18 protein-coding genes are annotated in these 23,942 nt (G+C 71.4%); 10 read left to right on the top strand and 8 right to left on the bottom strand.

Translation table 11 applies throughout. The annotated features are described in order from the left end of the window. The first annotated feature begins 129 nt into the window (after nucleotides 1-129). From OG975_RS16795 to OG975_RS16785, 3 genes are read left to right on the top strand one after another with little or no spacing between them, the layout of a single operon-like run. Nucleotides 130-1,161, top strand: a complete 1,032-nt coding sequence (locus OG975_RS16795) for an EamA family transporter (RefSeq protein ID WP_406330038.1) — start codon at nucleotides 130-132, stop codon at nucleotides 1,159-1,161. Nucleotides 1,162-1,214: 53 nt separating this feature from the next. After that, nucleotides 1,215-2,138 (top strand): DMT family transporter, encoded by a 924-nt coding sequence (locus tag OG975_RS16790; protein WP_406336293.1) that lies wholly within the window; start codon nucleotides 1,215-1,217, stop codon nucleotides 2,136-2,138. 43 nt (nucleotides 2,139-2,181) lie between these two features. After that, nucleotides 2,182-3,096 carry a LysR family transcriptional regulator gene (locus OG975_RS16785; RefSeq protein WP_406330036.1) on the top strand — a complete coding sequence of 305 codons (915 nt, stop codon included), beginning with the start codon at nucleotides 2,182-2,184 and terminating at the stop codon, nucleotides 3,094-3,096. A gap of 2 nt (nucleotides 3,097-3,098) precedes the next feature. Here OG975_RS16785 and OG975_RS16780 read toward each other — a convergent pair whose 3' ends face one another. Further along, nucleotides 3,099-3,575 (bottom strand): DUF1203 domain-containing protein, encoded by a 477-nt coding sequence (locus OG975_RS16780; RefSeq protein ID WP_406330034.1) that lies wholly within the window; start codon nucleotides 3,573-3,575, stop codon nucleotides 3,099-3,101. A 112-nt stretch (nucleotides 3,576-3,687) separates the two neighbouring features. Between OG975_RS16780 and pepN the strand changes: the two genes are divergently transcribed. Then, nucleotides 3,688-6,267 carry an aminopeptidase N gene (gene pepN, locus OG975_RS16775; RefSeq protein ID WP_406330032.1) on the top strand — a complete coding sequence of 860 codons (2,580 nt, stop codon included), beginning with the start codon at nucleotides 3,688-3,690 and terminating at the stop codon, nucleotides 6,265-6,267. Nucleotides 6,268-6,300: 33 nt separating this feature from the next. On the opposite strand, the gene OG975_RS16770 is transcribed toward pepN, so the two are convergent. Further along, nucleotides 6,301-7,572 (bottom strand): M14 family zinc carboxypeptidase, encoded by a 1,272-nt coding sequence (locus OG975_RS16770; RefSeq protein ID WP_406330030.1) that lies wholly within the window; start codon nucleotides 7,570-7,572, stop codon nucleotides 6,301-6,303. A 410-nt stretch (nucleotides 7,573-7,982) separates the two neighbouring features. Between OG975_RS16770 and OG975_RS16765 the strand changes: the two genes are divergently transcribed. Both OG975_RS16765 and OG975_RS16760 read left to right on the top strand, forming a co-directional pair. Beyond that, nucleotides 7,983-9,275: a HesA/MoeB/ThiF family protein gene (locus OG975_RS16765; protein ID WP_406330028.1), complete on the top strand. Its 1,293-nt coding sequence runs from the start codon at nucleotides 7,983-7,985 to the stop codon at nucleotides 9,273-9,275. Next, entirely contained in the window at nucleotides 9,272-10,450 is a 1,179-nt protein-coding gene (locus tag OG975_RS16760; RefSeq protein ID WP_406330027.1) for a hypothetical protein, read from the top strand. Before OG975_RS16765 ends, OG975_RS16760 begins: the two co-directional genes overlap by 4 nt. On the opposite strand, the gene OG975_RS16755 is transcribed toward OG975_RS16760, so the two are convergent. The 4 genes from OG975_RS16755 to OG975_RS16740 all read right to left on the bottom strand — a co-directional run bounded on the left by OG975_RS16755 (nucleotide 10,425) and on the right by OG975_RS16740 (nucleotide 16,548). Next, a complete protein-coding gene (locus OG975_RS16755; RefSeq protein WP_406330025.1) occupies nucleotides 10,425-11,201 on the bottom strand; it encodes an SDR family NAD(P)-dependent oxidoreductase in 777 nt (258 codons plus the stop codon). The two genes, OG975_RS16760 and OG975_RS16755, sit on opposite strands and share 26 nt — an antisense overlap. 78 nt (nucleotides 11,202-11,279) lie before the next feature. Then, entirely contained in the window at nucleotides 11,280-12,662 is a 1,383-nt protein-coding gene (locus tag OG975_RS16750; protein ID WP_406330023.1) for a sigma-70 family RNA polymerase sigma factor, read from the bottom strand. 365 nt (nucleotides 12,663-13,027) lie between these two features. After that, the gene (locus tag OG975_RS16745) at nucleotides 13,028-14,044 is read right to left on the bottom strand and encodes an aspartate-semialdehyde dehydrogenase (protein ID WP_406330021.1); all 1,017 of its coding nucleotides are present in this window, start codon (nucleotides 14,042-14,044) and stop codon (nucleotides 13,028-13,030) included. A gap of 275 nt (nucleotides 14,045-14,319) precedes the next feature. After that, nucleotides 14,320-16,548, bottom strand: coding sequence for a TerD family protein (locus OG975_RS16740; RefSeq protein ID WP_406330019.1), 2,229 nt, complete (start codon nucleotides 16,546-16,548; stop codon nucleotides 14,320-14,322). A gap of 201 nt (nucleotides 16,549-16,749) precedes the next feature. Between OG975_RS16740 and OG975_RS16735 the strand changes: the two genes are divergently transcribed. Continuing rightward, complete coding sequence (locus OG975_RS16735; protein ID WP_330304606.1) at nucleotides 16,750-17,271, top strand: sigma-70 family RNA polymerase sigma factor; 522 nt, start codon at nucleotides 16,750-16,752, stop codon at nucleotides 17,269-17,271. 1 nt (nucleotide 17,272) lies between these two features. Next, nucleotides 17,273-18,049 (top strand): hypothetical protein, encoded by a 777-nt coding sequence (locus tag OG975_RS16730; protein ID WP_406330016.1) that lies wholly within the window; start codon nucleotides 17,273-17,275, stop codon nucleotides 18,047-18,049. Nucleotides 18,050-18,118: 69 nt separating this feature from the next. On the opposite strand, the gene OG975_RS16725 is transcribed toward OG975_RS16730, so the two are convergent. Then, the gene (locus tag OG975_RS16725) at nucleotides 18,119-21,430 is read right to left on the bottom strand and encodes a S8 family serine peptidase (protein WP_406330015.1); all 3,312 of its coding nucleotides are present in this window, start codon (nucleotides 21,428-21,430) and stop codon (nucleotides 18,119-18,121) included. 246 nt (nucleotides 21,431-21,676) lie between these two features. Next, a complete protein-coding gene (locus OG975_RS16720; protein WP_406330013.1) occupies nucleotides 21,677-22,261 on the bottom strand; it encodes a CGNR zinc finger domain-containing protein in 585 nt (194 codons plus the stop codon). A 147-nt stretch (nucleotides 22,262-22,408) separates the two neighbouring features. On the opposite strand from OG975_RS16720, the gene OG975_RS16715 reads away from it, so the two are divergent. Together OG975_RS16715 and OG975_RS16710 are read left to right on the top strand one after the other, a co-directional pair. Beyond that, nucleotides 22,409-22,864, top strand: a complete 456-nt coding sequence (locus tag OG975_RS16715; RefSeq protein WP_406330011.1) for a VOC family protein — start codon at nucleotides 22,409-22,411, stop codon at nucleotides 22,862-22,864. A gap of 47 nt (nucleotides 22,865-22,911) precedes the next feature. Next, entirely contained in the window at nucleotides 22,912-23,820 is a 909-nt protein-coding gene (locus OG975_RS16710; RefSeq protein ID WP_406330009.1) for a pyridoxamine 5'-phosphate oxidase family protein, read from the top strand. Nucleotides 23,821-23,942 lie beyond the last annotated feature (122 nt).

Raw genomic sequence — 23,942 nt, 5'->3', positions numbered from 1 at the left:
GTATCCGCCGCGGGTCGGTCGGCCGCAAGAAAGTAGCTTGACGAAAAGTAGCTTAGGAGTAAGCTACTTCCTGCTGACCTACTTCTTGCCGTCCCGCTTCCGCAGGCCCACTTCGAATCGGGTGCCCTCATGGCCGCGAACCGTCCCGCCCGCTCCACGCGCTCCACCCGCCCCGCCCTCATAGCCCTCACCGCGCTCGCCCCCATCTCCTGGGGCAGCACCTACGCCGTCACCACCGAGTTCCTGCCGCCCGACCGCCCCCTGTTCACGGCGGTGATGCGTGCCCTGCCCGCGGGGCTGCTGCTCCTCGCGCTGGCCCGGGTGCTGCCGCGTGGCGTCTGGTGGGGCAAGGCGGTGGTGCTGGGTGCGCTGAACATCGGTGCCTTCTTCCCGCTGCTGTTCCTCTCCGCGTACCGGCTGCCCGGCGGTATGGCGGCGGTGGTCGGCTCGATCGGGCCGCTGTTCGTGGCGGGCCTCTCGGTGCTGCTGCTCGGTGACCGGCCGACCCTCCGCACGATCCTCACGGGTGTCGCCGCGGCCCTCGGGGTCAGCCTCGTCGTACTGAAGGCGGCCGGCGCGCTCGACCTCGTGGGTGTCCTCGCGGCGCTCGCCTCGACCGCGTCGATGTCCACCGGCACCGTGCTCACCAAGCGGTGGGGGCGGCCGGACGGGGTCGGCCCGCTGGCGCTCACCGCCTGGCAGCTGACGGCCGGCGGACTGCTGATCGCGCCGGTCGCCCTCCTCGTCGAGGGTGCGCCGCCCGCGCTGGACGGCCGCGCGGTCGGCGGCTACCTCTACCTCGCGCTGGCGAACACGGCGGTCGCGTACTGGCTCTGGTTCCGCGGCATCGGCCGCCTGACCGCCACGCAGGTCACCTTCCTCGGCCCGCTCTCGCCGCTGACCGCGGCCGTCATCGGCTGGGCGGCGCTGGGGCAGACGCTGACGACGGTGCAGGTGGCGGGCATGGCGCTGGCGTTCGGGGCGACGGTCTTCGGGCAGATGGGGAACGTGGGGCGGCTCAAGCCGCGTACGACCGTGACTGTCGCCACCGCCACCGCCACCGCCACCGCCACCGCCGCCGAGACCGAATCGTTCAGTTCTGCTGAAAGGAATGGTCGAAAAGATTCGATGGACGTGACAGTTCCCGCCTTGCGACGGTAGTCGGGCAGCTCCCCCCGACCACTACCGAGAGGCAAGGGATATCCGTGGCAGTCCTGGACCGGACGCGTACGCACAGCGTGACCCGCACGACGGCGCGAAAGGGGGCCACCGGTCTCGGTATCGCCCTCGCGGCCGTCGCCACGGTCGTCTGGTCCGGCAGCTTCGTCGCCGCGCGCGCCCTGCACGACAGCGTGCCGCCCGTCCAGCAGGCGTTCTGGCGCTGGGTCGTCGCGCTGGTGGCGGTCACCCCGTTCGCGGCCTGCGAGGCCTGGCGGCAGCGGGCGCTCGTACGCCGTCGCCTCGGCCATCTCCTCCTCGCCGCCCTCCTCGGCGTCACCGTCTACAACACCCTGGTCAACCAGGCGGGCGTCTCCACCTCCGCCGGCAACATGGGCATGATCATGGCCGCGTCGCCGGTCCTGATGGCGGTGTACGAACGGGTCGGCGGCGTACGCCTCGGAGCGCGCCGTACCGCCGGGATGCTGATCGCCTGCGTGGGAGTCGTGCTCCTGGTGGGCAAGGGGTCGGTGGCGTCGGGGGACTTCAGCGCGGGCGACCTCTGGATGATCGCGGCGGCGACCTGCTTCGCGTCGTACAGCGCGCTCCTGCGCAGGCGGCCCGCCGAACTCACCGGCCTCGCCTTCCTGTTCACCACCTTCGCCCTGGGCACGGCGATGCTGCTCCCGGCGTACGCGCTGAGCGTGACGGCCCAGGGGACCTTCGCCCCCACCCCCGCCACCGTCGGCCCCCTCCTCTACGTCGGGGTCGCCTCCTCCGCGGTCGCCTACTTCGCCTGGAACAAGGCCATCTCCCTCATCGGCGCGGCCCGCGCCGGAACGGTCTACTACCTCCAGCCGGTCTTCGTGGCCGCCCTGTCCTACGCCCTCCTCGGCGAGCGGACGACCTGGCCGCAACTCCTCTGCATGGCCCTGATCCTGGGCGGAGTCGTCCTGGGCGCCGCCCCCAGGACCCGCTGAACCGCCGGACGGCGCCCACGAGCCGGCGGGATAGGTTGCCGCCATGGCCGAGTACGACAAGTGGGACATCAGGAAGCTGGAGATCCTGCGGACGCTGCGCGAGCGCGGAACCGTCACCGCCACCGCCCAGGCGCTGCTGATGACCCCCTCGGCCGTGTCGCAGCAGCTGACGAACCTCGCCAAACAGCTCGGGGTGACCCTGCTGGAGGCACAGGGGCGGCGCGTACGGCTCACCGACGCGGCGGAGCTCGTACTGCGGCACGCCGCCGCCGTGTTCGAGCAACTGGAGCGGGCCGACGCCGAGTTGGCCGCGTACACGCACGGGGAGGCCGGGGAGGTGCGGGTCGGCGCCTTCTCCACCGCCGTGCCCGCGCTCGTCGTACCGGCCGTGCGGGCGCTGCGCGCGACACGGCCCGGGATCTTCGTACAGGTCCGGGAGGCCGAGGCGGCTGAGGCGTACGAGCTGCTCGGCGCCGGAGCGGTGGACCTCGCCCTGTCGCTGGCCGCGCAGGCCCCGTCCGCCGCCGACCCCCGCTTCACCCGGGTCCCGCTGCTCGCCGACCCGCTCGACCTCGCCCTCCCGTACGGGCACGCGCTCGCCGCCGCCCCGGTCGTACGGCTGGCCGACTTCGCCGCCGAGTCGTGGATCTTCGGGGGGAGCGGGCCCTGGTCGGACATCACGCGGGGGGCGTGCGAGGCGGCCGGGTTCAGCCCGCATCAGGGGCACTCCGCGGCCGGATGGACCGCGATCCTCGCGATGGTCGAGGCGGGGATGGGCGTCGCGCTGGTGCCGCGGATGGCCGCCGTACGCCGGGAGGGCGTGGTGATGCGGGAACTGGCGGGCGAGCGGCCGCACCGGCACGTGGTCGCGGCGGTGCGCAGGGGAGCGGAGGAAGGGGCCGCCGTGGGATGCGTCCTGGGGGCGCTCCGGGAGGCGGCGGCCGGGCTCGGCCGCTGAGCTCAGGGCCTGCGCACCTCGTACAGGAAGCACCCGTACTCCACCGCCCTGACGTGGACCAACGCCACCGCCGGGTCGGCGAAGGCATCGGCGAACGCGGCCTCGAAGGCGTCCTCGGCCTCCACCAGACGTCCGCCCAGGATGCGCCCCTCGGCCGAGTAGCGCCGGACCGTGCGGTGGGCCCCCGTGAACGGGTACGCGCCCGTGGCCGGGCCCGCGCAGTCGTCCGCGTGGACGAAGACCGGCCCCTGCTCGTCGTACGCGCCCGGCTCGGCGCCCGTCTCGCCCGCCCAGCGGCGCAGCGGGGCGTACGAGACCAGGGCGATCCGCTCCCCGGGCTCGCTGCGGCGCAGACAGCAGCGGAGCGGGGCGCCGCCCTCGTCGTCGGTGAAGGGGGCCGCCGGGCGGCCCGCGTCGTCGGTGTCGCGGAGTTCCTTCAGGGCCGTCGGCCCGATGGGGCGTGCCGTGTACGTCGTCATACGTCCAGACTCGCGCCCGCCCCGCCCGTCCACCGGCGGAAAACGGACATCGCGTTCCGTGCAGGTCCCGTGGAAGGATGGCGCAACCCACACATAACGAGGAGATGACCGCGTGCCTGGCACAAACCTGACCCGCGAAGAGGCGCAGCAGCGGGCATCGCTGCTCACCGTTGACTCGTACGAGATCGATCTCGACCTCTCCGGCGCGCAGGAGGGCGGCACCTACAGGTCCGTGACCACGGTGCGCTTCGATGTCGAGAACAGCGGCGCGGAGTCCTTCATCGACCTGGTGGCCCCGACCGTCCACGAGGTCACCCTGAACGGTGACGCGCTCGACCCCGCCGAGGTCTTCAAGGACTCGCGGATCGCGCTCCCGGGTCTGCTGGCGGGGCGCAATGTGCTCCGCGTGGTCGCGGACTGCGCGTACACCAACACCGGTGAGGGTCTGCACCGGTTCGTCGACCCGGTCGACGAGCAGGCCTACCTGTACACCCAGTTCGAGGTCCCGGACGCCCGTCGCGTCTTCGCGTCCTTCGAGCAGCCCGACCTGAAGGCCACCTTCCAGTTCACCGTGAAGGCGCCGAGCGGCTGGACCGTGATCTCCAACTCGCCGACGCCGGAGCCCAAGGACGACGTCTGGGCCTTCGAGCCGACGCCGCGGATCTCGACGTACATCACCGCGCTGATCGTCGGCCCGTACCACTCCGTGCACAGCGTGTACGAGAAGGACGGGCAGTCCGTCCCGCTCGGCATCTACTGCCGTCCCTCGCTCGCCGAGTTCCTGGACTCGGACGCGATCTTCGAGGTCACCCGGCAGGGCTTCGACTGGTTCCAGGAGAAGTTCGACTACGCGTACCCGTTCAAGAAGTACGACCAGCTCTTCGTGCCGGAGTTCAACGCGGGCGCGATGGAGAACGCGGGCGCGGTGACGATCCGGGACCAGTACGTGTTCCGGTCCAAGGTGACCGACGCCGCGTACGAGGTGCGTGCCGAGACGATCCTGCACGAGCTCGCCCACATGTGGTTCGGCGACCTCGTGACCATGGAGTGGTGGAACGACCTGTGGCTGAACGAGTCGTTCGCCACCTACACGTCCATCGCCTGTCAGGCGTACGCCCCGGACTCGCGCTGGCCGCACTCCTGGACCACGTTCGCCAACTCCATGAAGACCTGGGCGTACCGGCAGGACCAGCTCCCGTCGACGCACCCGATCATGGCCGAGATCCGCGACCTGGACGACGTGCTCGTCAACTTCGACGGCATCACGTACGCGAAGGGGGCCTCGGTCCTCAAGCAGCTCGTCGCGTACGTCGGCATGGACGAGTTCTTCAAGGGCGTGCAGGCGTACTTCAAGGCGCACGCGTACGGCAACACGCGCCTGTCCGACCTGCTGGGCGCCCTGGAGGAGACCTCGGGCCGTGACCTCGGCACCTGGTCCCAGAAGTGGCTGCAGACCGCCGGCATCAACATCCTGCGCCCGGAGATCGAGACGGACGCCAACGGCGTGATCACGGCCTTCGCGATCCGCCAGGAGGCCCCGGCCCTGCCCACCGGCGCCAAGGGCGAGCCCACGCTCCGCCCGCACCGCATCGCGGTCGGCATGTACGACCTCGACGAGGACAGCGGCAAGCTGGTCCGCGACGAGCGCCTGGAGCTGGACGTGGACGGCGAGCTGACCGCCGTACCGCAGCTGGTCGGCAAGCGCCGCCCGAACGTGATCCTGCTCAACGACGACGACCTGTCGTACGCCAAGGTCCGCCTGGACGAGGCCTCGCTGGCCTTCGTGACGGAGCACCTCGGCGACTTCCAGTCCTCCCTCCCGCGCGCCCTGTGCTGGGCCTCCGCCTGGGACATGACCCGCGACGCCGAACTGGCCACCCGCGACTACCTGTCCCTCGTGCTGTCCGGCATCGGCAAGGAGTCGGACATCGGTGTCGTGCAGTCGCTCCAGCGCCAGGTCAAGCTGGCGATCGAGCTGTACGCCGACCCGGCCGCCCGCGAGGCCCTGCTGACCCGCTGGACGGACGCGACGCTCGCGCACCTGCGCACGGCCACGCCCGCCGGCGACCACCAGCTGGCCTGGGCGCGCGCCTTCGCGGCGACCGCCCGTACGCCGGAGCAGCTGGACCTCCTGGAGGCGCTGCTGGAGGGCCGCGAGACCATCGAGGGCCTGGCCGTCGACACCGAGCTGCGCTGGGCGTTCGTGGAGCGGCTCGCGGCGGTCGGACGCTTCGACGACGCGGAGATCGCCGCCGAGTACGAGCGTGACAAGACGGCGGCGGGTGAGCGGCACGCCGCCACGGCCCGTGCGGCCCGACCCACCAAGGAGGCGAAGGCGGAGGCCTGGGCCTCGGTCGTGGAGTCCGACAAGCTCCCGAACGCCGTGCAGGAAGCGGTGATCGGCGGCTTCGTGCAGACCGGCCAGCGCGAGCTGCTCGCCCCGTACACGGACAAGTTCTTCGCCGTGGTCAAGGAACTCTGGGACTCCCGTTCGCACGAGATCGCCCAGCAGATCGCCGTCGGCCTCTACCCGTCGATCCAGGTCTCCGAGGAGACCCTCGCCAAGACGGACGCGTGGCTGGCCTCCGCCGAGCCCAACGCGGCTCTGCGGCGCCTGATCTCGGAGTCCCGCTCGGGCGTCGAGCGGGCCCTGAAGGCGCAGGCGGCCGACGCGCGGGCGGCGAACGCCTGAGCAGTGGCTGTGGCGGGCGGGTGACCGGATCGGTCACCCGCCCGTCGCGCACACCAGGCGGGCGGTGTCGATCATCGTCCGTACGTGCAGCCCGGTCTGCGCGGAGACGGGCACCCACCGAAGGTCGTACGCCTTCGTCAGCTCCCGGCACCACTCGCGCACCAGGTTCGCGAGGGTGCCGGCGGCCTCGGGGTCGGTGCGGGCGAGGGCCCGGCGCAGCATGGCCGCCGCGCGCAGCGGGATACGGCGCGCGGAGATGCCGAGGGTCGCGAAGTGGCCCCGGTACGCGCTCTGTTCCTCAGAGGCCCAGCTGTCGACGATCGACGGTGCCACGTCGATGAGTTCGCGCGCGGCGTCGCGCAGGGGCGCCAGCTCCTCGGGCACGGCGGCGACCGCACCCTCGCACCCGTCGAGCACGGCCATGAGCTCCCGGGTCTGCCCCAGCAGCACCTCGCCCACCCGCGCGATCTCCCGTTCCGGGGCGGCGGCGGGCCGCGCGTCGCTCACCGCGGGCGCGCACCAGGCGGGCGTCTCGACCAGGGCGGTCAGGGTGCCGTACCGGCGGGGGTACAGCCAGGTGCTCTCGGCGACGAAGCCGCTCGGGTCGCGTTCACCCGAGCCGTGGTCACCGGGGAGCACCAGGACACCGGGCGGGTCGAGGTGCCAGTCGGGGCCGTCGGAGGGGTGGCGGTCGAGGGGGATGTGCAGCCGCGCCGCCGTCTCCCGGAAGGCGCGGGCGACGCCGGGCACCTTCCTCGTCAGCATCACGAAGGCGCCGCCGACCTCGATCCCGTGCAGGGTGAACTGCGCCACCGGCCGCAGTTCGTCGAGCAGCCGCACGAGCGTTGCCGACTCGGGGAGCGGCTCCCGTTCCTCGCCCGGCGCGGGCAGCGACTCCGGCTGACGGGCGAACGCGGGCCGGTAGAAGTGCCGGTGACACTCCTCAAGGGACGGTTTCGGCTCCTCCGGCGTCCAGCCGTGCGCGAGGCGGGCGCCGTCCGGGTCGAGGCAGAGCAGGAAGTGCCAGGTGCAGCCGAGCCGTTCGAGCGCCTCCGGCCGGTGCGCGAACAGCCTGGCGAGGCGGAGTGCGGAGGCCCCGCCCACGGGCTCGTTGGCGTGCGCGCCGGCGACGGTGAGGATCTGCCGGTCCCCTCGCCCGGCGGACAGCAGCCACAGCGGACGCCCGGCCCGGCTCTCGCCGACGGAGCGCAGTCGCAGCACCCCGGGTGCCGCGGTGACCAGCGCGCGGGCCCGCCGCTCCAGTTCGTCGACGGTCGGCAGGACCGGATGGAGCGGTGTCCGCACGCTGGTCCTCCGCTCAGACGTTACTCAGGCACCCGAGGAATTACTGTCCCCAGTGGTCTCTTTCTTGTCCAGCGGGCGAATCACGATCTTGGTGGGCATGCGGACTCCTCTCGGTCAGCCGCCGTTGGGGCCGCTGCTGTCGCCGGTGGTCTCTTTCTTGTCCAACGGGCGGATCACAATCTTGGTGGCCATGGCTGGGCTCCTCTCGGTCAGCCGCCGTTGCCGCCGCTGCTGTCGCCCGTGGTCTCCTTCTTGTCCAACGGACGGATCACGATCTTGGTAGGCACGCCAACTCCTTTCTCACGTAAGGGTGTTGAGCGTCAGGACGCGATCGCCGACCGCGTCTTGTCAAGGCTCGACTTGTGGGACCAGAGTGTCAAGGCATGTTCCTGTAATAGGGAGGGGCCCTGGTGACGGAGGCGGAGACGGTGACGGTCGAAGCGCTCGGCAGGCCCCGGATCAAGCCCGAGCACCGCGCCTACCGCACGGTCGACGGCAACGTCCGCATCGGCAGCGTCATCCACGGCATCGGCGCCGAGATCGCGGACCCCGAGGGCTGGGTCTGGACGCTGGTCGAGGCGATGGACGGCACCCGCGGACCCTCCGGGGTGGTCGACGAGGTGCTCCGGGCCCACCCCGGACTCCCCGGCGACGACGCCCGCCAGGCGATGGCGGACCTGCTCGCCGCCGGGTTCGTGGACGACGCGGGGGCGACCGTGCCGGTGCCCGAGCGGGAGCGGGTCCGCTACAGCCGCGGGGTGCCGCTGCTGCGCTGGATGGACCTCGGCCCCCGCACCAGCCCCTGGGACGCCCAACTCCGGCTGCGCCGGGCCCGCGTGCTGCTGATCGGCGTCGGCGGCACGGGAGGCTACGCCGCGCAGAGCCTGGTCGCCTCCGGCGTCGGCCATCTGCACTGCGTGGACCCCGACGTCGTGGAGCTCTCGAACCTCAACCGCCAGCCCCTGTTCCGTGAGTCCGACATCGGCCGCCCGAAGGTGGAGGCGGCGGTGGCCACGCTACGGGCGCTGAACTCGGACGTGACGGTCACGGGGGAGCGGCGGGAGGTACGAGGGCCGGGGGACTTGGCGGAGCTGGTGGGTGCGGGGAGCGAAGTCGAGGGCAGGGGAGGGGACTTGGCGGGGCTGGTGGGCACAAGGCGGGACGACAGGGGCGGGGCCGCCGCCTACGACCTCCTTGTCCTCGCCGCCGACCGTCCCGACGCCATCCGCCGCTGGGCGAACCGGGTCTGCCTGGCCGCGAACCTCCCCTGGGCGGACGCCGGTTACCGCGGCCCCCTGGTGACCGCGGGCGTGTACGTGCCCGGCCGGGGCGCCTGCTGGGAGTGTCTGCGGGCCGGGGAGGCCGCCCGCCGCGATCTGCGCCTCGCGCCCGGCCAGGACCCGGAGGTCGCCTCCCCGCGCATGCCGTGGAACCCGGCGACCGCGGTCACCGCCGGGCTCTCCGGCGGCCTCCTCGCGCACGCGGCCCTCGCCCTGCTGACCGGCGTCCCGGCCCTCGACCCCGGCTTCCGCTTCGGAGTGAACCTGATGCTGCCGGGCGATCCGGTGCATCAGCGCACCCCACGGCACCTGGACTGCCCGGCGTGCGGTGAACAGGCTGAACGGGGTGCACAGGCGGAACAAGGCGCACAGGGCGCACAGGCTGCACAGGATGAACAGGCAGCGGACGGAGCGCGCGAGTGAACCGCGTACGCCTCCACGCGCTCGACTCCCGCCCCGACGGCGACGAATGGATCGTCGGACGGATGGCGACCGGCCAGTTCGTCGCCCTGCCCGAGATCGGCAAGCAGGCGTTGGACCTGCTCGGGCAGGGGCTGAGCGCCGCCGAGGTCGGGGAGCGGCTGCGGGAGGCCACCGGCGACGACATCGACGTACCGGACTTCGTGGAGGCACTGCTCGGGCTCGGGTTCGTCGCGGAGGTGGACGGCCGGGAGGTCCCGCAACCCGCCCCGCCGAAACCGACGTTCGCCCGGATACGGCCCCGGCATGTGCGCTGGGTACTGAGCCCCGTCGTCCCGGTCCTCATCGGCCTGCTGATCACGGCGGCCCTCCTCACCCGCCCGCCCGTACCGCTCGGCTACCGCACCCTCCTCTGGAGCCCGCACGGCAGCGCGGTGATCGCGCTCGGCGCGGGCGTGGGCTGGACGCTGCTGCTGCTCCACGAGTGCGCGCATCTGGTGGCCGCCCGCGCGACGGGGGTGGCCGGCCGGATGCGCCTCGGCACCCGGCTGCAGTTCCTGGTCATGCAGACGGACATCAGCGGCATCGAACTCGCCCCGCGCCGCCACCGGTTGACCGCCTACCTCGCCGGGATCGCCACCAACCTGACGGTCGCGTCCGTGGCCGCCCTGACCGCGGGTGCCACGGACGGCACGGCCCGGCGGATCCTCGCCGCCGTCACCCTCCTCGCTCTGCTCCCCCTCCCCTTCCAGCTCATGGTCTTCATGCGCACGGACCTGTACTTCGTGCTCCAGGACGTGACGGGCTGCCGCGATCTGTACGGGGACGGGGTGGCGTACACGAAGTACGCGGCCCGGCGCGTGTTCCGACGTACAACTGCCGTGGACCCCAGCCGCGAGCTGCCCGCCCACGAGCGGCGGGCCGTGCGCGCGTACAGCGTGGTGCTCGTCGTGGGCACCGCGCTGTGTCTCGCGTTCCTCGCCACCGTCACCCTGCCCGCGGACATCACGCTCTTCGCGCGCGCGGTGACCCGCCTGGGCCCCGGCCACTCGACCGCGCAGCGCCTGGACGCGACGGCCGTCGTCGTCGCGCTCGGCGGAGTGCATGTGCTCTGGGCCCGCACATGGTGGCGCGGCCGGCGTGAGCGGAGGGTCAGTGGGGGACCATCCCGCCCGTGACGTTGACGAACGTGCCGGTGATTCCGCCGGCGTGGTCGGAGGCGAGGAAGGCGGCGGTGGCGGCGACCTCGGCGAGGGTGGGATTGCGACGGGTCATGCGCATGCCCGCCAGGTTGGCGAGCAGGCCTTGCAGGGCCGCGTCATCGAGGACCATGGCGCTGTCGACCGCGGCGAGCTTCTCCCGGGTCAGCGTCTCGGGCACCCCGGCCGCCCACAGGCCCACGGCCCGGACCCCGCGCGGGCCCAGCTCCATCGCCAGGTTCCGCACCAGCGTGTCCATCGCCGCGTCCGCGGGCCCCGTACCGCCCATCATCGGACTGCCGTGCGCCGAGCCGCTGTTGAGGGTGAGGATCACGCCGGAGCCGCGCTCGGCCATGCGGCGGGCGGCGGCGCGGGCGGTGATGAACTGGGCGTGGACGGCGGTCACGACGGGCCGTACGAAGTCGTCCACGGGCATGTCGAGCAGCGGCATGCCCTGTACGTCGCCGCGCGTGACGAGGTTGAACGAGACGTCGACGGCGTCCAGCGACGCGATGTGCGCCTCCACCGCCGTCTCGTCCAGGGCGTCGAGCACCGCGGTCTCGGCGTGCCCGCCCGCCGCCGCGATGTCCTTGGCCACCACGTCGAGCGTCTCCGCCGTACGCCCCACGAGGTGCACGCGGGCGCCCTCGCGGGCGAAGGTACGGGCGACGGCGCCGCCGATGGATCCGCCGGCGCCGTAGATGACCGCGGTCTTGTCGGTGAGCATCATGACGATCTCTCCTTCTCTCCGTGAAAAGTTCGGTAGGTCGTACGTGTCACTCATGAAGACGTACGAGCCCTCCCTCACTCATCGGTCGGCAGGGAGCCGGAGTGGCAGGCCGAACGCCGGGAAGAGGTGCGGTTCGAAAGAGGTGATCTCCACGATGCGGTCGCCCTCGATGCGGAGTACGTCGAGGACCTGGGCGCGATAGACGGTCGTACCCGGGCGCCGCACGTAACCTCCCGCCGCGAGCTGCCCGTTGGCGCGTGCGGGCAGGTGGCGCCAGTGGCCGAGGAACATCGGGGACGCGGGGTCGAGGCTGACGGACAGGAACTCGACGAGCGCCTCACGGCCCACGAACCAGAACGGGTTCGGCGGCATCGTGAGCTTGATGTCCTCGCTGAGCAGGGTGGTGACCTCGGTGAGGTCGAGGCGTTCCGCGGCGGCCATGTAGCGCCGCAGGATCTCGCGTTCGCGGGCGTCCGCCTCGGCCGTCCAGTCGGCGCGGCGGTGGGGCAGATGGTCGCGCAGGGTGGGCCGGGCCCGCTGCAACGCGCTGTTGACCGAGGCCACCGTCATCTCCAGCGCCTCGGCGGTCTCCGTGGCCGGGAGCCCGAGGACGTCGCGCAGGACCAGGACGGCGCGCTGGCGGGGCGGCAGATGCTGGATGGCGGCGAGGAAGACGAGCTCCAGGGTCTCCCGCGAGACGGCGCGGGCGTCCGGCTGGTCGTCCGCGGAGGGCAGGTCCTCGTCGGGGTACGGCTGGAGCCACGTGATGCGGGCCGGGGGTTCGGCGCCGCTGCCGTGGTTCATGCCGGGCAGCGGCTCGTAGCGCTGGGGGCGGCGTGCGGTGCGGCGCTGGAAGTCCAGGCAGGTGTTGGTGGCGATGCGGTACAGCCACGTCCGCAGACTCGCCCGCCCGGCGAAGCCGTCCCGTGCCCGCCAGGCCCGCAGGAACGTCTCCTGTACGAGGTCCTCGGCGTCGTCGTACGAGCCGGACATGCGGTAGCAGTGGACGCGCAGCTCGCTCCGGTACGACTCGACGAGCGCGGCGAAGTCGCTTTCGCCGAGGGCGACTTCCGTAACGGGAGCTTTCGTATGGGGCGCGTCCGTAACGAGCGCTTTCGTAACGGGGGCTTTCGTGACGGAAGTCTGCCGGCCTTCCCGTCCCTCCCGGTCTTCGTTCGCGGTGTCGCGGGCTACGCGGGCGATGCGGCGCAGGCGTCCGACGGAGGAGGCCAGCTCGTTCACTCCGGAGTAGAAGACGGACGGTGGTTGCGGCACCAGTGCCTCGACCTGGCGGCCGACGTCGTCGATGAGGCCCTGCACGGTGTCCGCGGGGGCCGTCTGCCGCTCCCGGTACGCCTTCTGCCGGCAGGCGGCGGAGCAGTACACCGAGCTCCGGCCCTTCCGGCCCTCCCGGCCGGGCAGCGGCTTCCCACAACTCCGGCACGCGACATCCACGACCACGGGGACCCTCCGGGATTTACGTCACTCGGGGACGCCGTGACGCTACCCGGTTTCTCGCCCCCGCCGCCCCTACCCGTCCCATCCCCAGGGGCTCCGCCCCTTCGACCCCGGGGGTTGTGTGTCGGGTGCGGGTGGGTGGGGGCGCGCCTAAAAGATTGCGCAGTTCCCCGCGCCCCTAAAAGGGGCGCGGGGAACTGCGCGAACGGCCCCCACCGGCCCGCAGACGACGAACAACCCCAGTCTTTTCAGGGGCGCGGGGAACTGCGCAGTCTTTTAGGGGGGTCTGGGGGCGCAGCCCCCAGGTACGGGATGGGACGGGTAGGGGCGGCGGGGGCGAAATCGGCCCGCCCCAGCCCCCGGTGGTGTCAGCCCTTGAGCTCGGCTGCGACCAGTTCCGCGATCTGGACGGCGTTCAGCGCAGCGCCCTTGCGGAGGTTGTCGTTGGAGATGAAGAGGGCGAGGCCGTGCTCGGCGGTCTCGTCGGTGCGGATGCGGCCGACGTACGAGGCGTCCTTGCCGGCGGCCTGGAGCGGCGTCGGGATGTCGGAGAGGATCACACCGGGGGCGCCGGCGAGAAGCTCCGTGGCACGCTCGGCCGAGAGCGGACGGGCGAAGCGGGCGTTCACCTGGAGGGAGTGGCCGGAGAAGACCGGCACGCGGACGCAGGTGCCGGAGACCTTCAGACCGGGGATCTCCAGGATCTTGCGGGACTCGTTGCGGAGCTTCTGCTCCTCGTCCGTCTCGTTCAGACCGTCGTCGACGATGGAACCGGCGAGCGGGATCACGTTGAAGGCGATCGGGCGCTTGTAGACCTGCGGCTCGGGGAAGTCGACCGCCGCACCGTCGTGGGTCAGCTTGTCGGCGTCGGCGACGACCTTCAGCGCCTGACCGTGCAGCTCGGCCACGCCGGCGACACCGGAGCCGGAGACTGCCTGGTAGGTGGCGACGACCAGCGCCTCCAGTCCCGCCTCCGCGTGCAGCGGCTTGAGGACCGGCATCGCGGCCATCGTGGTGCAGTTCGGGTTCGCGATGATGCCCTTGGGCCGGTCGGCGATCGCGTGCGGGTTCACCTCGGAGACGACGAGGGGGACCTCGGGGTCCTTGCGCCAGGCCGACGAGTTGTCGATCACGACGGCGCCCTGCGAGGCGACCTTTTCGGCCAGTGCCTTCGAGGTCGCGCCGCCCGCCGAGAAGAGGACGATGTCCAGGCCGGAGTAGTCGGCCGTCGCCGCGTCCTCCACCGTCACGCCGTCGAGCACCGTCCCGGCCGAGCGGGCCGAGGCGAAGAGACGCAGCTCGTCGACCGGGAAGCTCCGCTCGACCAGGATCCTGCGCATGACTGTCCCGACCTGACCGGTGGCTCCGACGATTCCGACCTTCACGGCGACTCCCTTTGCGTGCGTTTTACGTGGTCCAGCGTTTCCATGATGCGTCCGACCCCGGCCCGCGTGTCCAATTCTTTCGCGGCGCGGCCCGAGGAGTGGGACGCGGGGGGAGGCCGGTCCCGTTCCGATCGTCCGGCGACGACTCCCGCCGGTCCGAAGAAACCCGCCCGCCGCCCGCCCCGGACCGCAAGCCGTACGGCGGGTGCCGTCCCGCGGCCCGGAGCGGTGTGACGTACGACTCCGGGCCGAGGGAGGGGGTGGCCGCGGCGGAATCAGCCGCGCGCCTCGATGCTCCACTTGCCGCCGCCGCATCTGACCTGGACGAGTCCCTGCGGTATGGGCTGGAGACCGACGGCCATGCTGATCCGCCGTATCGGTTCGAGGCGGTCGTCGAGTTCCCAGAGCGCGATGAGGTCGATCATGCCGCGCGCTTCGTACCGGACCATCATCTCGGCCGCCGGGCCGGTGTGACGTACGACCGCATAGCCCTGTCCCGACACCTTGCCGTCGAACGCAGGCACGGTGTCGAGGGCGGCCGGCTCGATCTGCCAGCCGGTCGAGTGGCGGGCGGTGACCACGAGGTAGCAGTATCCGTCCGCCGACACCCGCAGGGGACCGACGACGGGCCGGCGCCGCCCCGCGGTGCTCGCGCTGATCGACTTCTTGCCGTCGGCCTGGACGGTCCAGGTGTCCAGCCAGTCGTCGTCCCGGGTGAGACGGCGCAGGGAATGCACCGCGGGCGGACCGGTGTAGCGGAACACCGTGCTGCCCTTGCCCTCCGCCTTCCCGGTCAGCGGTGTCGTCTCCTCGACGGGCAGCAGACGCAGGCTCCACGAGCCCACCCGCTCCAGCCGCAGCCGGACCTCGCTCTCGCCCTTGCCGAACAGGAGGACGCGGCCGTGCGTTCCGTGCGTGGACGACTCCATGAACTTCTCGGTGTCGTCGTACTCGTCCAGCAGCTCGATCCGGTAGCTGCTGTACCCGTCGTCGTCCTTGATCGAGTACTCGAGGAGCGCGGGCCGCCCCGGCTCCGGGTTGGCCAGCGTGACCGTCTTCTCGCCGCGGCCCGAGTGCTCGGCCTGGTCCTTGGTACGGCCCAGGCGGCCGAGGAGGCCCTTCGCCGGGCGCTCGTCCTTGCTCACGCCGTCGCTGCCACCCGCGTACGGCTGGACGGGCCGTGTCTCGGGTACGACGACGGCGGGCGGCTCGGACGCATGGGCCGGGCCGGGATCGAGGGCGGGCAGGGGGCGGGCGGTGAGCTGCCAGGGGCCGTCGGCCTCGACGAGCAGCAGGAGCGGGCCCCCGGGGAGCGGCGCGGTCTGCCGCAGCCGTCCGACGTCGTTGAAGACCAGGTCATGTGAACCCCGGAGGTTGTGCGCGTCCGCGCTCCAGACCACGAACGAGCTGTCCCCGTCGTCGCCGCCGGAGAACTCCGCGTCGACGTCGGCCTCCGTACCTGTGTACGCGAGGACTTCGGGGCCGAGGCCCTGCACGGTGCCGGTGAGGTGGCGTACCACCGACAGGGGCTGGACGGACACCGTCCAGTCGTTGTCGCCGGTGACCCGCAGCCGGAGCCGCCGGTCGTCGTCCTGGAAGACGAGCGCGCGGCCGCGGAAGTCGGTCATGGTGTTGTTGAAGACGAGCTTGTCGTCCTTGTTGCGCTTGGTGAGCGTGTACGCGTAGAAGTAGCCCTCGCCCTCGTGCCAGGCCTCGACGATCACGGGGCCGGGAGGGACGGACCTGCCGACGGTGATGACGCCCTGACCACGGCCGCGCTGCACGACGGGCTCGAACCCGGGCCCGAACGGGAACGGGGCGGCGTCCTGCGGCACCGGGCGCACGGAGTCCACCGGAACCGGTCCCGCCGGCACTGGTCCCGTCCGCAACGGTTCAGCCGTCTTCGAGGGCACGGCGTCCAGCGGTACCGGTCCCGCCGTCGTCGCGGGCACGGCGTTCAGTGGCGCGGGCTCCGCGGGTTCCTCCACCGCGATCCCGAAGTCCGTCGCCAGCCCCGCGAGGCCGGACGCGTACCCCTGCCCCACCGCCCGGAACTTCCACTCCCCGTTGCGCCGGTAGAACTCACCCAGCACGAAGGCGGTCTCGCTCGATGCGTCGGTCACCTCGTAGTGCGCCACCACCGCCCCGTCGCCGTTGAGCGCCTGCGCGGCGAGCCCGGGTACGGCGCCGAAGGTCCCGCCGTCGCAGGACCCCGCTATCACCACCCGCTGCACGTCGGGCTCGACCCGGGGCAGGTCCAGCTCCAGCCACTCGGCGAGCTGCCCGTCGCCCTCGGCGGTCCCGATGTGCCGTACGGCGCCCGAGGGGTGCGCCGGCTGGTTGTAGAAGACGAGGTCGGCATCGCCGCGTACCTTGCCGGCCGCGTCGAGCAGCAGCGCCGAGGCGTCCACGGCCGGAGTGCCCGGAACGTTCCGTCGGCAGACAGCGACACGCAACAGCCCTGCGGGGACAGGGGTGTTGGCTCCCTTCGTGATGATCGTCATGGGACACATGGTGGCAGTGAAGATGATGTGAAGTCGATGAGAGGGAGATGAGAGCAGAGGGGGATGAGAGGGGGAGGGAAGATGAGTTGAAAGCGGAGGCCGAGGGTCCGCGAAAAGTCCCTGAAAAGTCCCTTGAACCGGGCCGAACGTTTTGGCGCGCCGCCGCGTCGTAGAGGAAACGCGGGAGGGGAGGGGTGGCTTGTGCTGCGCAGAACAGGCCGCCGCGCACAGGGGGTGGACGACCCCCTGGACGCGGCTCAGGAACGCCGGGTGCGGGCGGTGCTCGCGCTCGGCGGCGTACCGCAGGCGGACCTGCCGGACGGGGTGCAGCAGGTCCGCCTGCGGTTGCTGGAACGCACGGCCAAGGGGGACGAGGCGCCGCGCGACGTGTCCGCGTGGGCGGCGGTCGTCGCCTCGAACCTGGCGATGGACTGGCACCGGGCCAAGCGCCGCCAGGAGCGGCTCGGCGAACGCCTGGCCTCGCTAAGGCAGTTGGAGCACCCCTCCGACGAGGACTCCAGTGTGCTCTCGCTGGCCGTCGCCCAGGGCCTGGACGAACTGCCCGACACCCAGCGCCAGGTCCTCGTCCTGCGTTTCTACGCCGATCTTTCCGTGCGCGGGATCTCCGAGGAGCTCGGCATTCCGGAGGGCACGGTCAAGAGCAGGCTGCACACGGCGGTCCGCGCCCTGCGCGCCCGCCTGCACGAGGACGAGGTGGTGTGACGTGGCCGAGTACGAAGGTGTGGACGCGCTGCTGGCCGCGATCACGGACGAACCACTGCCCGAAGGGGCCCACGAAGACGCCGAGTTCATGGCCGAGCACCGGTCGGCGGCGGCGGACCTCGCCCTGCTGCGCGAACAACTGGCCCTCATCGGGGACACGTTGGCGGACGGTGCGGAGACGACCGAGGCGGCTCCGTCCCGCAAGGGCAGGAGGACGAGGAAGTCCAGGGGGACCAGGCAGCCCAGGAACCGGCGCCCGGCAGCCGCCCCCAAGCAGCGCTCCCGGCACCCCGGAGCCCTCGCGGTCACCCTCGGGACGCTCGTCACGGCCGTCGTCGCCCTGATGGTGGTCGGCATGGGCTGGCTCATCGTGCAGGGCGGGGCCGGCGGGGCGAACGACTCCGCCAAGTCGTCCGGTGCGGACGCGAAGGACGGCGCGGGGGCCTCCCTCAGCGCCCCGGGCTACCTCGCCTGCTCCCGGCTCGTCGTCGAGGGCACGGTCGCCGAGATCGAGCCGCTCCCCGGCGCCGATCAGGACCGGATCACCCTCGACGTGACCCGCTCCTACAAGCCGGCCAAGGGGAAGGCCCAGGTCACCTTCCTGTTCGACGAGGCTGTCGGCCCGCGCCCGCACAAGGGACAGCAGGTGCTCGTCGCCATCCGGCACGACGCGGTCGTCCCCGACAAGTGGGTGACGGGGAAGAAGGACATCGCCGCCGAGCGGCGGTGGATCGTCGACGCGCTGCCCCAGTCCCGTGCTCTGGACTGTGAGGAGTGAGACCGGACAGGCGAAAGGGCGGGCGCCCGGTGTCCGGACGCCCGCCCCACTGCCGTACAGGTCACGAGGTTACGGCGTGACCTTCTCGATCTTCACGCTGCCGAGGCCCGCGACCGTGCCGCGCGCGTTCACCAGCTGGACCTGGCCGAAGAACTCGCGTCCCTCGGGGGCCGCGGCCAGCGCGGTGACCGAGCCGGAGACCGTCGCCGAGTCGCCCGTGCCGAGCTTGACCGGCGAGGACTCGTCGACCGTGACCGTGCCGAGCGCGGACGAGAAGAACACGTCCTGGTAGTCGTACGCGGTCGAGCCCGACGGGACCGAGTAGCCCGCGACCTCGATGGTGTACGTCCCGGCGGCCGGCGACGCGATGGTCACGGCCTCCTCGGAGTCACCGTCCGCGGACGTCCCGACCACGGTCCCGGCGGCGTTCTTCACCGTCAGGTCGAGGTCGGCGGCCGTGTCGGAGACATTGCCGATGGCGACGTTCAGGGACGTGGCGCCCGCGGGCACCTCGACCGTGGTCGTCTGCGTGGCGCCGTCCGCGATGGTCGGACGCGCGGTCAGCGAGGAACCGAGCGGGCCGCCCTTCAGGGTGCCGTCGATCGCCGCGTAGTTGTTCGTCACCTTCCAGGAGGCGGTGGCCGGGGTGCCGACCTTGGCCTCGGGGACGGTCACGACGGCCGGGTCGAAGGCCGCGCCGAGCACGGAGACGTCCAGCTTGTACGGGTTGTCGAGCAGCGGCGACGTACGGCGCGACTCGACCTCGATCTCCCAGACGCCGGCCTGCGGGTCCGCGTACGAACGCACGTCGGGCTTGCAGCCGTTGCCGTCGAGGTAGTTGGGGTAGCAGTACGGGGTGCCGGTGTTGTCGACCGGAACGCCGTACGGGTGGATCGCGATGAACCGGGTCTGGCTCTTGTCCGCCAGCCCGCCGATCGCGACCTCAAGGGACTTGGCGCCCTCGGGGACGGTCACGAAGTACGACTGGCTGCTGTTGCGCTGCACCGAACTCGACGCGGAGTACGTGTACTTGACCGGAGCCGAGACCACGACCGTCGACAGGATCTGCTTGTCGACGCCCTCGGTCTTCGGGTCGTCGACCTCAAGGATCGCGCTCTTGAGACCGGCCGACTTCGGGGCGGCCTGGACCTTGACCGTCACCGGCTGGTTCAGCGGGAGCTTGACCTCGTCCGAGCCGACGATCCTGAAGGTGCCGGCGGCGTTGTTCTCGAAGTACAGCTCGTGGCGGATCGCCTTGTCGGCGCCGGACGTACGCGTGATGGTGATGTCGTACGTCTTCTTGTCACCGGCCTTGAGCCCGCCCTCGCGGTCGTACAGGCCCGTGCCGAAGCCCGGCGTCTTCAGGGCGTAGTCGATCGCGGTGTCGACCGGCGCCTTCACGGTGTAGTCGTGAGCGGTGGCGCCGTCCTTGATGGAGTCCCAGGCGTCCACGATGTTGATGAGGCCCGCACCCTCCTCGTACGCCTGCACACCCTTGATGTGGTCGGCGGTCGAGGTGAGGGCCGTGCGCAGGGTCGCCGGGGTGAGGGCGATGCCCTTCTGCTTGGCGGCGCTCAGCAGTAGCGCGGACGCGCCCGCGGCCTGCGGCGACGCCATCGACGTACCCTGGAGCATCGAGTAGCCGGCCGGCAGCGAGTAGCCCGCCTCGGCGACCGGGGAGCCCGGCAGCCAGGTCTGGGTGGAGTTGATGGAGGCGCCGGGCGCGGTCAGCGTCGGCGTGAAGCCGCCGTCCTCACGCGGGCCGCGCGAGGAGAAGGGCAGCAGCGCGTACTTCTTCTCCACCTGCGAGCCGTAGTTGGACGCCCAGGTCTGCTTGGAGATGGCCGCGCCGACCGAGATGACCTTGTCGGCCAGGCCGGGGTCGCCGATGGTGTTGGCGCCGGGGCCGGAGTTGCCCGCGGAGATCACCAGCTGGACACCGTAGGTGTCGATGAGACGCGTGTAGAGCTCGGCGCGCGCGTTGTTGCCGTCGTTCAGAGCGGGCAGACCGCCGATGGACATGTTGACGATGTCGACGCCACGGTTGGCGACGAGGTCGATCATGCCCTCGGTGAGCGCGACGTTGGTGCAGCCGCCGGTCCAGGTGCAGGCGCGGGACGAGACGATCTTCGCGCCCGGAGCCGCGCCGTTCATCTTGCCGCCGAACAGGCCGTTCGCGGAGGTGATGCCCGCGACGTGCGTGCCGTGCTCGGACTCGATGACGCCGATGTTGACGAAGTCGGCCTTCTTGCCGACCCAGGACCCGCCGTACGGGTCCATCGGCACGTCCTTGCGGATCTCCACGACGAACGGCTGGCGCTCGACGACGTCGGTCGTCGGGTCGTCGGTACCGAAGTAGCCGATCTGGTAGCCGTCCTTGTACGGCTTCATCGGCGTGTCGTCGGTGAAGTCGTTGTTGTTGTTCAGGTCGACGGTGACCGTGCCGGCCGTCGCGTCGTAGAGCACGCCCCACGCGTCGGTGGTGTCACCGTCGCGGTTCGCGTCACCCTTGGCGTCGCCGCCCGTCGTCGCGGACTCCCGGAAAGTGCTGATCTCGTACGAGCCCGCGGGCGCCGTCCACGTCTTGCCGCTGTACGTGAAGGTGGGCCCGGACACCGCGGTGACCATCGGGCGCCAGGTCGCGTCGCTGTCCAGGATCGGGTCGGTCGAGGTGACCCAGTCGACGATCTTGCGCTCGCCGGTGGTGGTCTTCTGGAGCGCGGGGTGGCCCAGGTCGACACCGGAGTCGAGGATGCCGATGGTGATGCCCCGGCCGTCCGCCTTCGGGTGGTCCTTCACGAAGTCGACGGCGCCCGTCTCGAAGGACGGGTTGTACGGGTTCTCGGCGGGCGTGCTCTTGGACGGGCCCGAGTAAGTGGCGGCGGCCGTAGAGGCGTTGCTGGCACTCTTCGCCGTGTCGGCGCTCGGCGTCGGGTCGTCCAGCGCGATCTCCTGGCGCAGGTCGATCCCGTGCACCGAGGACAGCTTCGCGGCGGCGGCGATGGCCGAGTCGGCCCTGCCGGTGGGGACGGTCGCCCTGACGTAACCGAGCTTGTCGTAAGTACGGCCCACGGAGCCGCCCTTGACCGCGTCCAGCTCCTTGGCGACCTGCTCGGTCTGGCCGGGAGCGGTGGCGATCATCATCGTGACGTTCTTGTCGCCGTTGGCCTTGGCCTCGGCGAGAAGGTCGGCGTCGGACGAACCGAGCTTGGCGGCCGCGGACTTGGTGCCCGGGTCGGCCGCCGGAGTGCCGGAGTCCGCGGAGAAGGCCATGGGTATCGGCCCGGCCGCGGAGAGCGCGGCCACCAGGCCCGCGGCCACGGCTATCCGGGCCACGCGTCTCGCGCCCGATATCGGAGTGCGCTGAGGGTCGGAGATCATCTGCATCCCTTGTAGGTAAAGGAACGAGCGAGGAGCGACCGGCCCCCGACGGTCATTTCGGGACCCGATCGCGTCAGTCCGGTATGTGGACCCGGATGACCGCTCAGCTTTACCTAAGGGGCAGTTGTTTGGGGAGAGTTGACCGAGGCGGGATGAAGTCATGGCGTACTTCCGCCATGCGTCACGCCGGTGATAGCGGGCTATGGCGGGAGATATCAGTCGGTAGGGATAACCCTATGTGTCGACTTAACTCTCTTTCGTGCGCGCGTAGTGGCGGGACGCCTTCGCGCGGTTACCGCAGGCCGCCATCGAGCACCAGCGGCGGGTGCCGTTCCGCGAGGTGTCGAAGAAGTGCAGGATGCACGCGTCGTGGGCGCAGCGGCGGATGCGGTCCGGGGCGGTGTCCAGCAGCTCCAGATAGTTGCGGGCCGCGAGCCACGCCGGGCCCCAGGACGGGTCGCTGAACTCGGGGCTCTCGCCCGGGCCGCGGGCGGTCAGCGTGAGACGGACGCGGCCGTGGGCGAGGACGGCGTCGACGCGGGCGGCGGCCGTGTCGGCCAGGGGTTCGCTTTCTTCCGGCTCTTCCGACTCTTCCGGTTCTTCCTGTGGTCCGTCGACGGCGGCGCGCAGGGCGTCCCGGGCCTGGAGTACGTGCCGCAGAACGGTGTCGTCGGCCGGGAAATCGAGCCCGTTCGCCGCCAGCCACACCGCGAGCCCCTCGGTGTCCGTCAGGAGATCCCGCACGGCCCCTTCATGCATCCAGCGGGTGTTGAGCAGGTCGAGCGCGACCGGCTCCCCGGTGAGCGGACGCGGGTCGGGGGTGGTGGACATGGCGGAGCTCCCTTCGCTGCTAACCGCTCAAGGGTATGTGACCGGTTGCGCTTCACGATTCTAACCTCTAATGTCGATTACAGAGGTTAGCCCTCGACTGGGGGCAGCCATGGACAGATATCGACAGGATCGACAAAGGGGACTGTCATGACTCCGCGCACCGGCCACATCGGCCTGAACGTCACCGACCTCGACCGCTCGCTCGGCTTCTACCGCGATGTCCTGGGCTTCGGGGTGATCGGCGAGGGCAAGGAGGAGGAGGAGCGGCGGTACGCGTTCCTCGGCTCCCTCGCCGGAGACGGCCGCCCGGTGCTCACGCTCTGGCAGCAGGCGCAGGGCTCGTACGACAACGCCCGCGCCGGCCTGCACCACCTCGCCCTCGAAGTCGACTCCGTCGAGCAGGTCAGGGAGTACGAGACGGCCCTGCGTGCCTACGGCGTCGAATTCGCGTACGAGGGAGTGGTCGCCCACCGCGAGGGCTCGGCGTCGGGCGGGATCTTCTTCCACGACCCCGACGGCACGCGGCTGGAGATCTACACGCCGAGCGGCGTGGAGGAGGCGCCGGCACCGTCGGCAGCTGCGCCGACCTGCGGTTTCTTCTAGAGATGCCGACCTGCGGTTTCTTCGAGAGATAGAGAGGAGATGGCGTCGTGACGTATCACTCCGGCTCGCGCGCCGTGCAGGACCGGGTCGGCGTGCGCGACCTCGCCGATCACGTAGGGCAGGCCATCGGGCAGGGCATCCGGCCGGTGGCGGCCGCCTTCCTCGAACTCCAGCCGATGCTGATCGTCGGCGGCGCGGAATCGGGCCGTGTCGACGTCCCTGATGGCGTCGGCGCCCCGGGCGGTGGCGCGGTCTGGGCCTCGCTGCTCACCGGCGCACCCGGCTTCGTACGGGCCACCGGCCCCCGCCAGATCTCGGTCACGAGCGGACTCCCGCCGGCCGACCCCCTCGCCCCCGCGCTCTCCGTGCCCGGCACCCCCGTCGGCACCCTCGCGCTCGACCCGCGCACCCGGCGCCGTATGCGCCTCAACGGCCGGGTCCGCCCGACACCCCGCGGCTTCGCGGTCGAGGCCGACCAGGTCTTCGCCAACTGCCCGAAGTACCTCCAGAAGAGGGAGAGTTACGAGACGGTCGCCGAGCGCACGCCGGACGCACCCCGGCGCGACACCGAACTCTCCCCCTCCCAGCGGGAGTTCATCGAGACCGCCGACACCTTCTTCCTCGCCACGGTGCACGCGCACGGGGCCGAGGCGAGTCACCGGGGCGGCAACCCCGGCTTCGTCCACGTCGCATCACCGTACGAGCTGTGGTGGCGCGACTACCCCGGGAACTCGATGTTCCTGACCCTCGGCAACCTGGTGGCGGACCCGCGGGCCGGGCTGCTGTTCCTGGACTGGCGGACGGGGACGACGCTCCAGCTGACGGGCGAGGCCCGCACGGAGTACGCGCCGGACGGTGAGCGAACCGTCCGCTTCACGCTCACGGAAGTCATCGAGTCGCCGACGGCCAGCCCCCTGCGCTGGTCGGCGCCCGAGTACTCGCCCGCCAACCCGTGACGTGAGCGCCACGGCGGGCCGGATTCAGGTTCAGTACCCCGAAAAGTGAACAAGGAGTGACCGCCTCCCGGCCGTTCGGAGAGGTGTCCGTGGACGCGCAGGGTGGTCCAAGATCCACGTAC

Origin of the sequence: Streptomyces sp. NBC_00203, assembly GCF_045206325.1 — a bacterium.
Lineage (GTDB): Bacteria > Actinomycetota > Actinomycetes > Streptomycetales > Streptomycetaceae > Streptomyces > Streptomyces lutosisoli.
The sequence above is the reverse complement of the archived record's forward strand: the minus strand, read 5'-3'. Positions and strand labels throughout refer to the sequence as shown.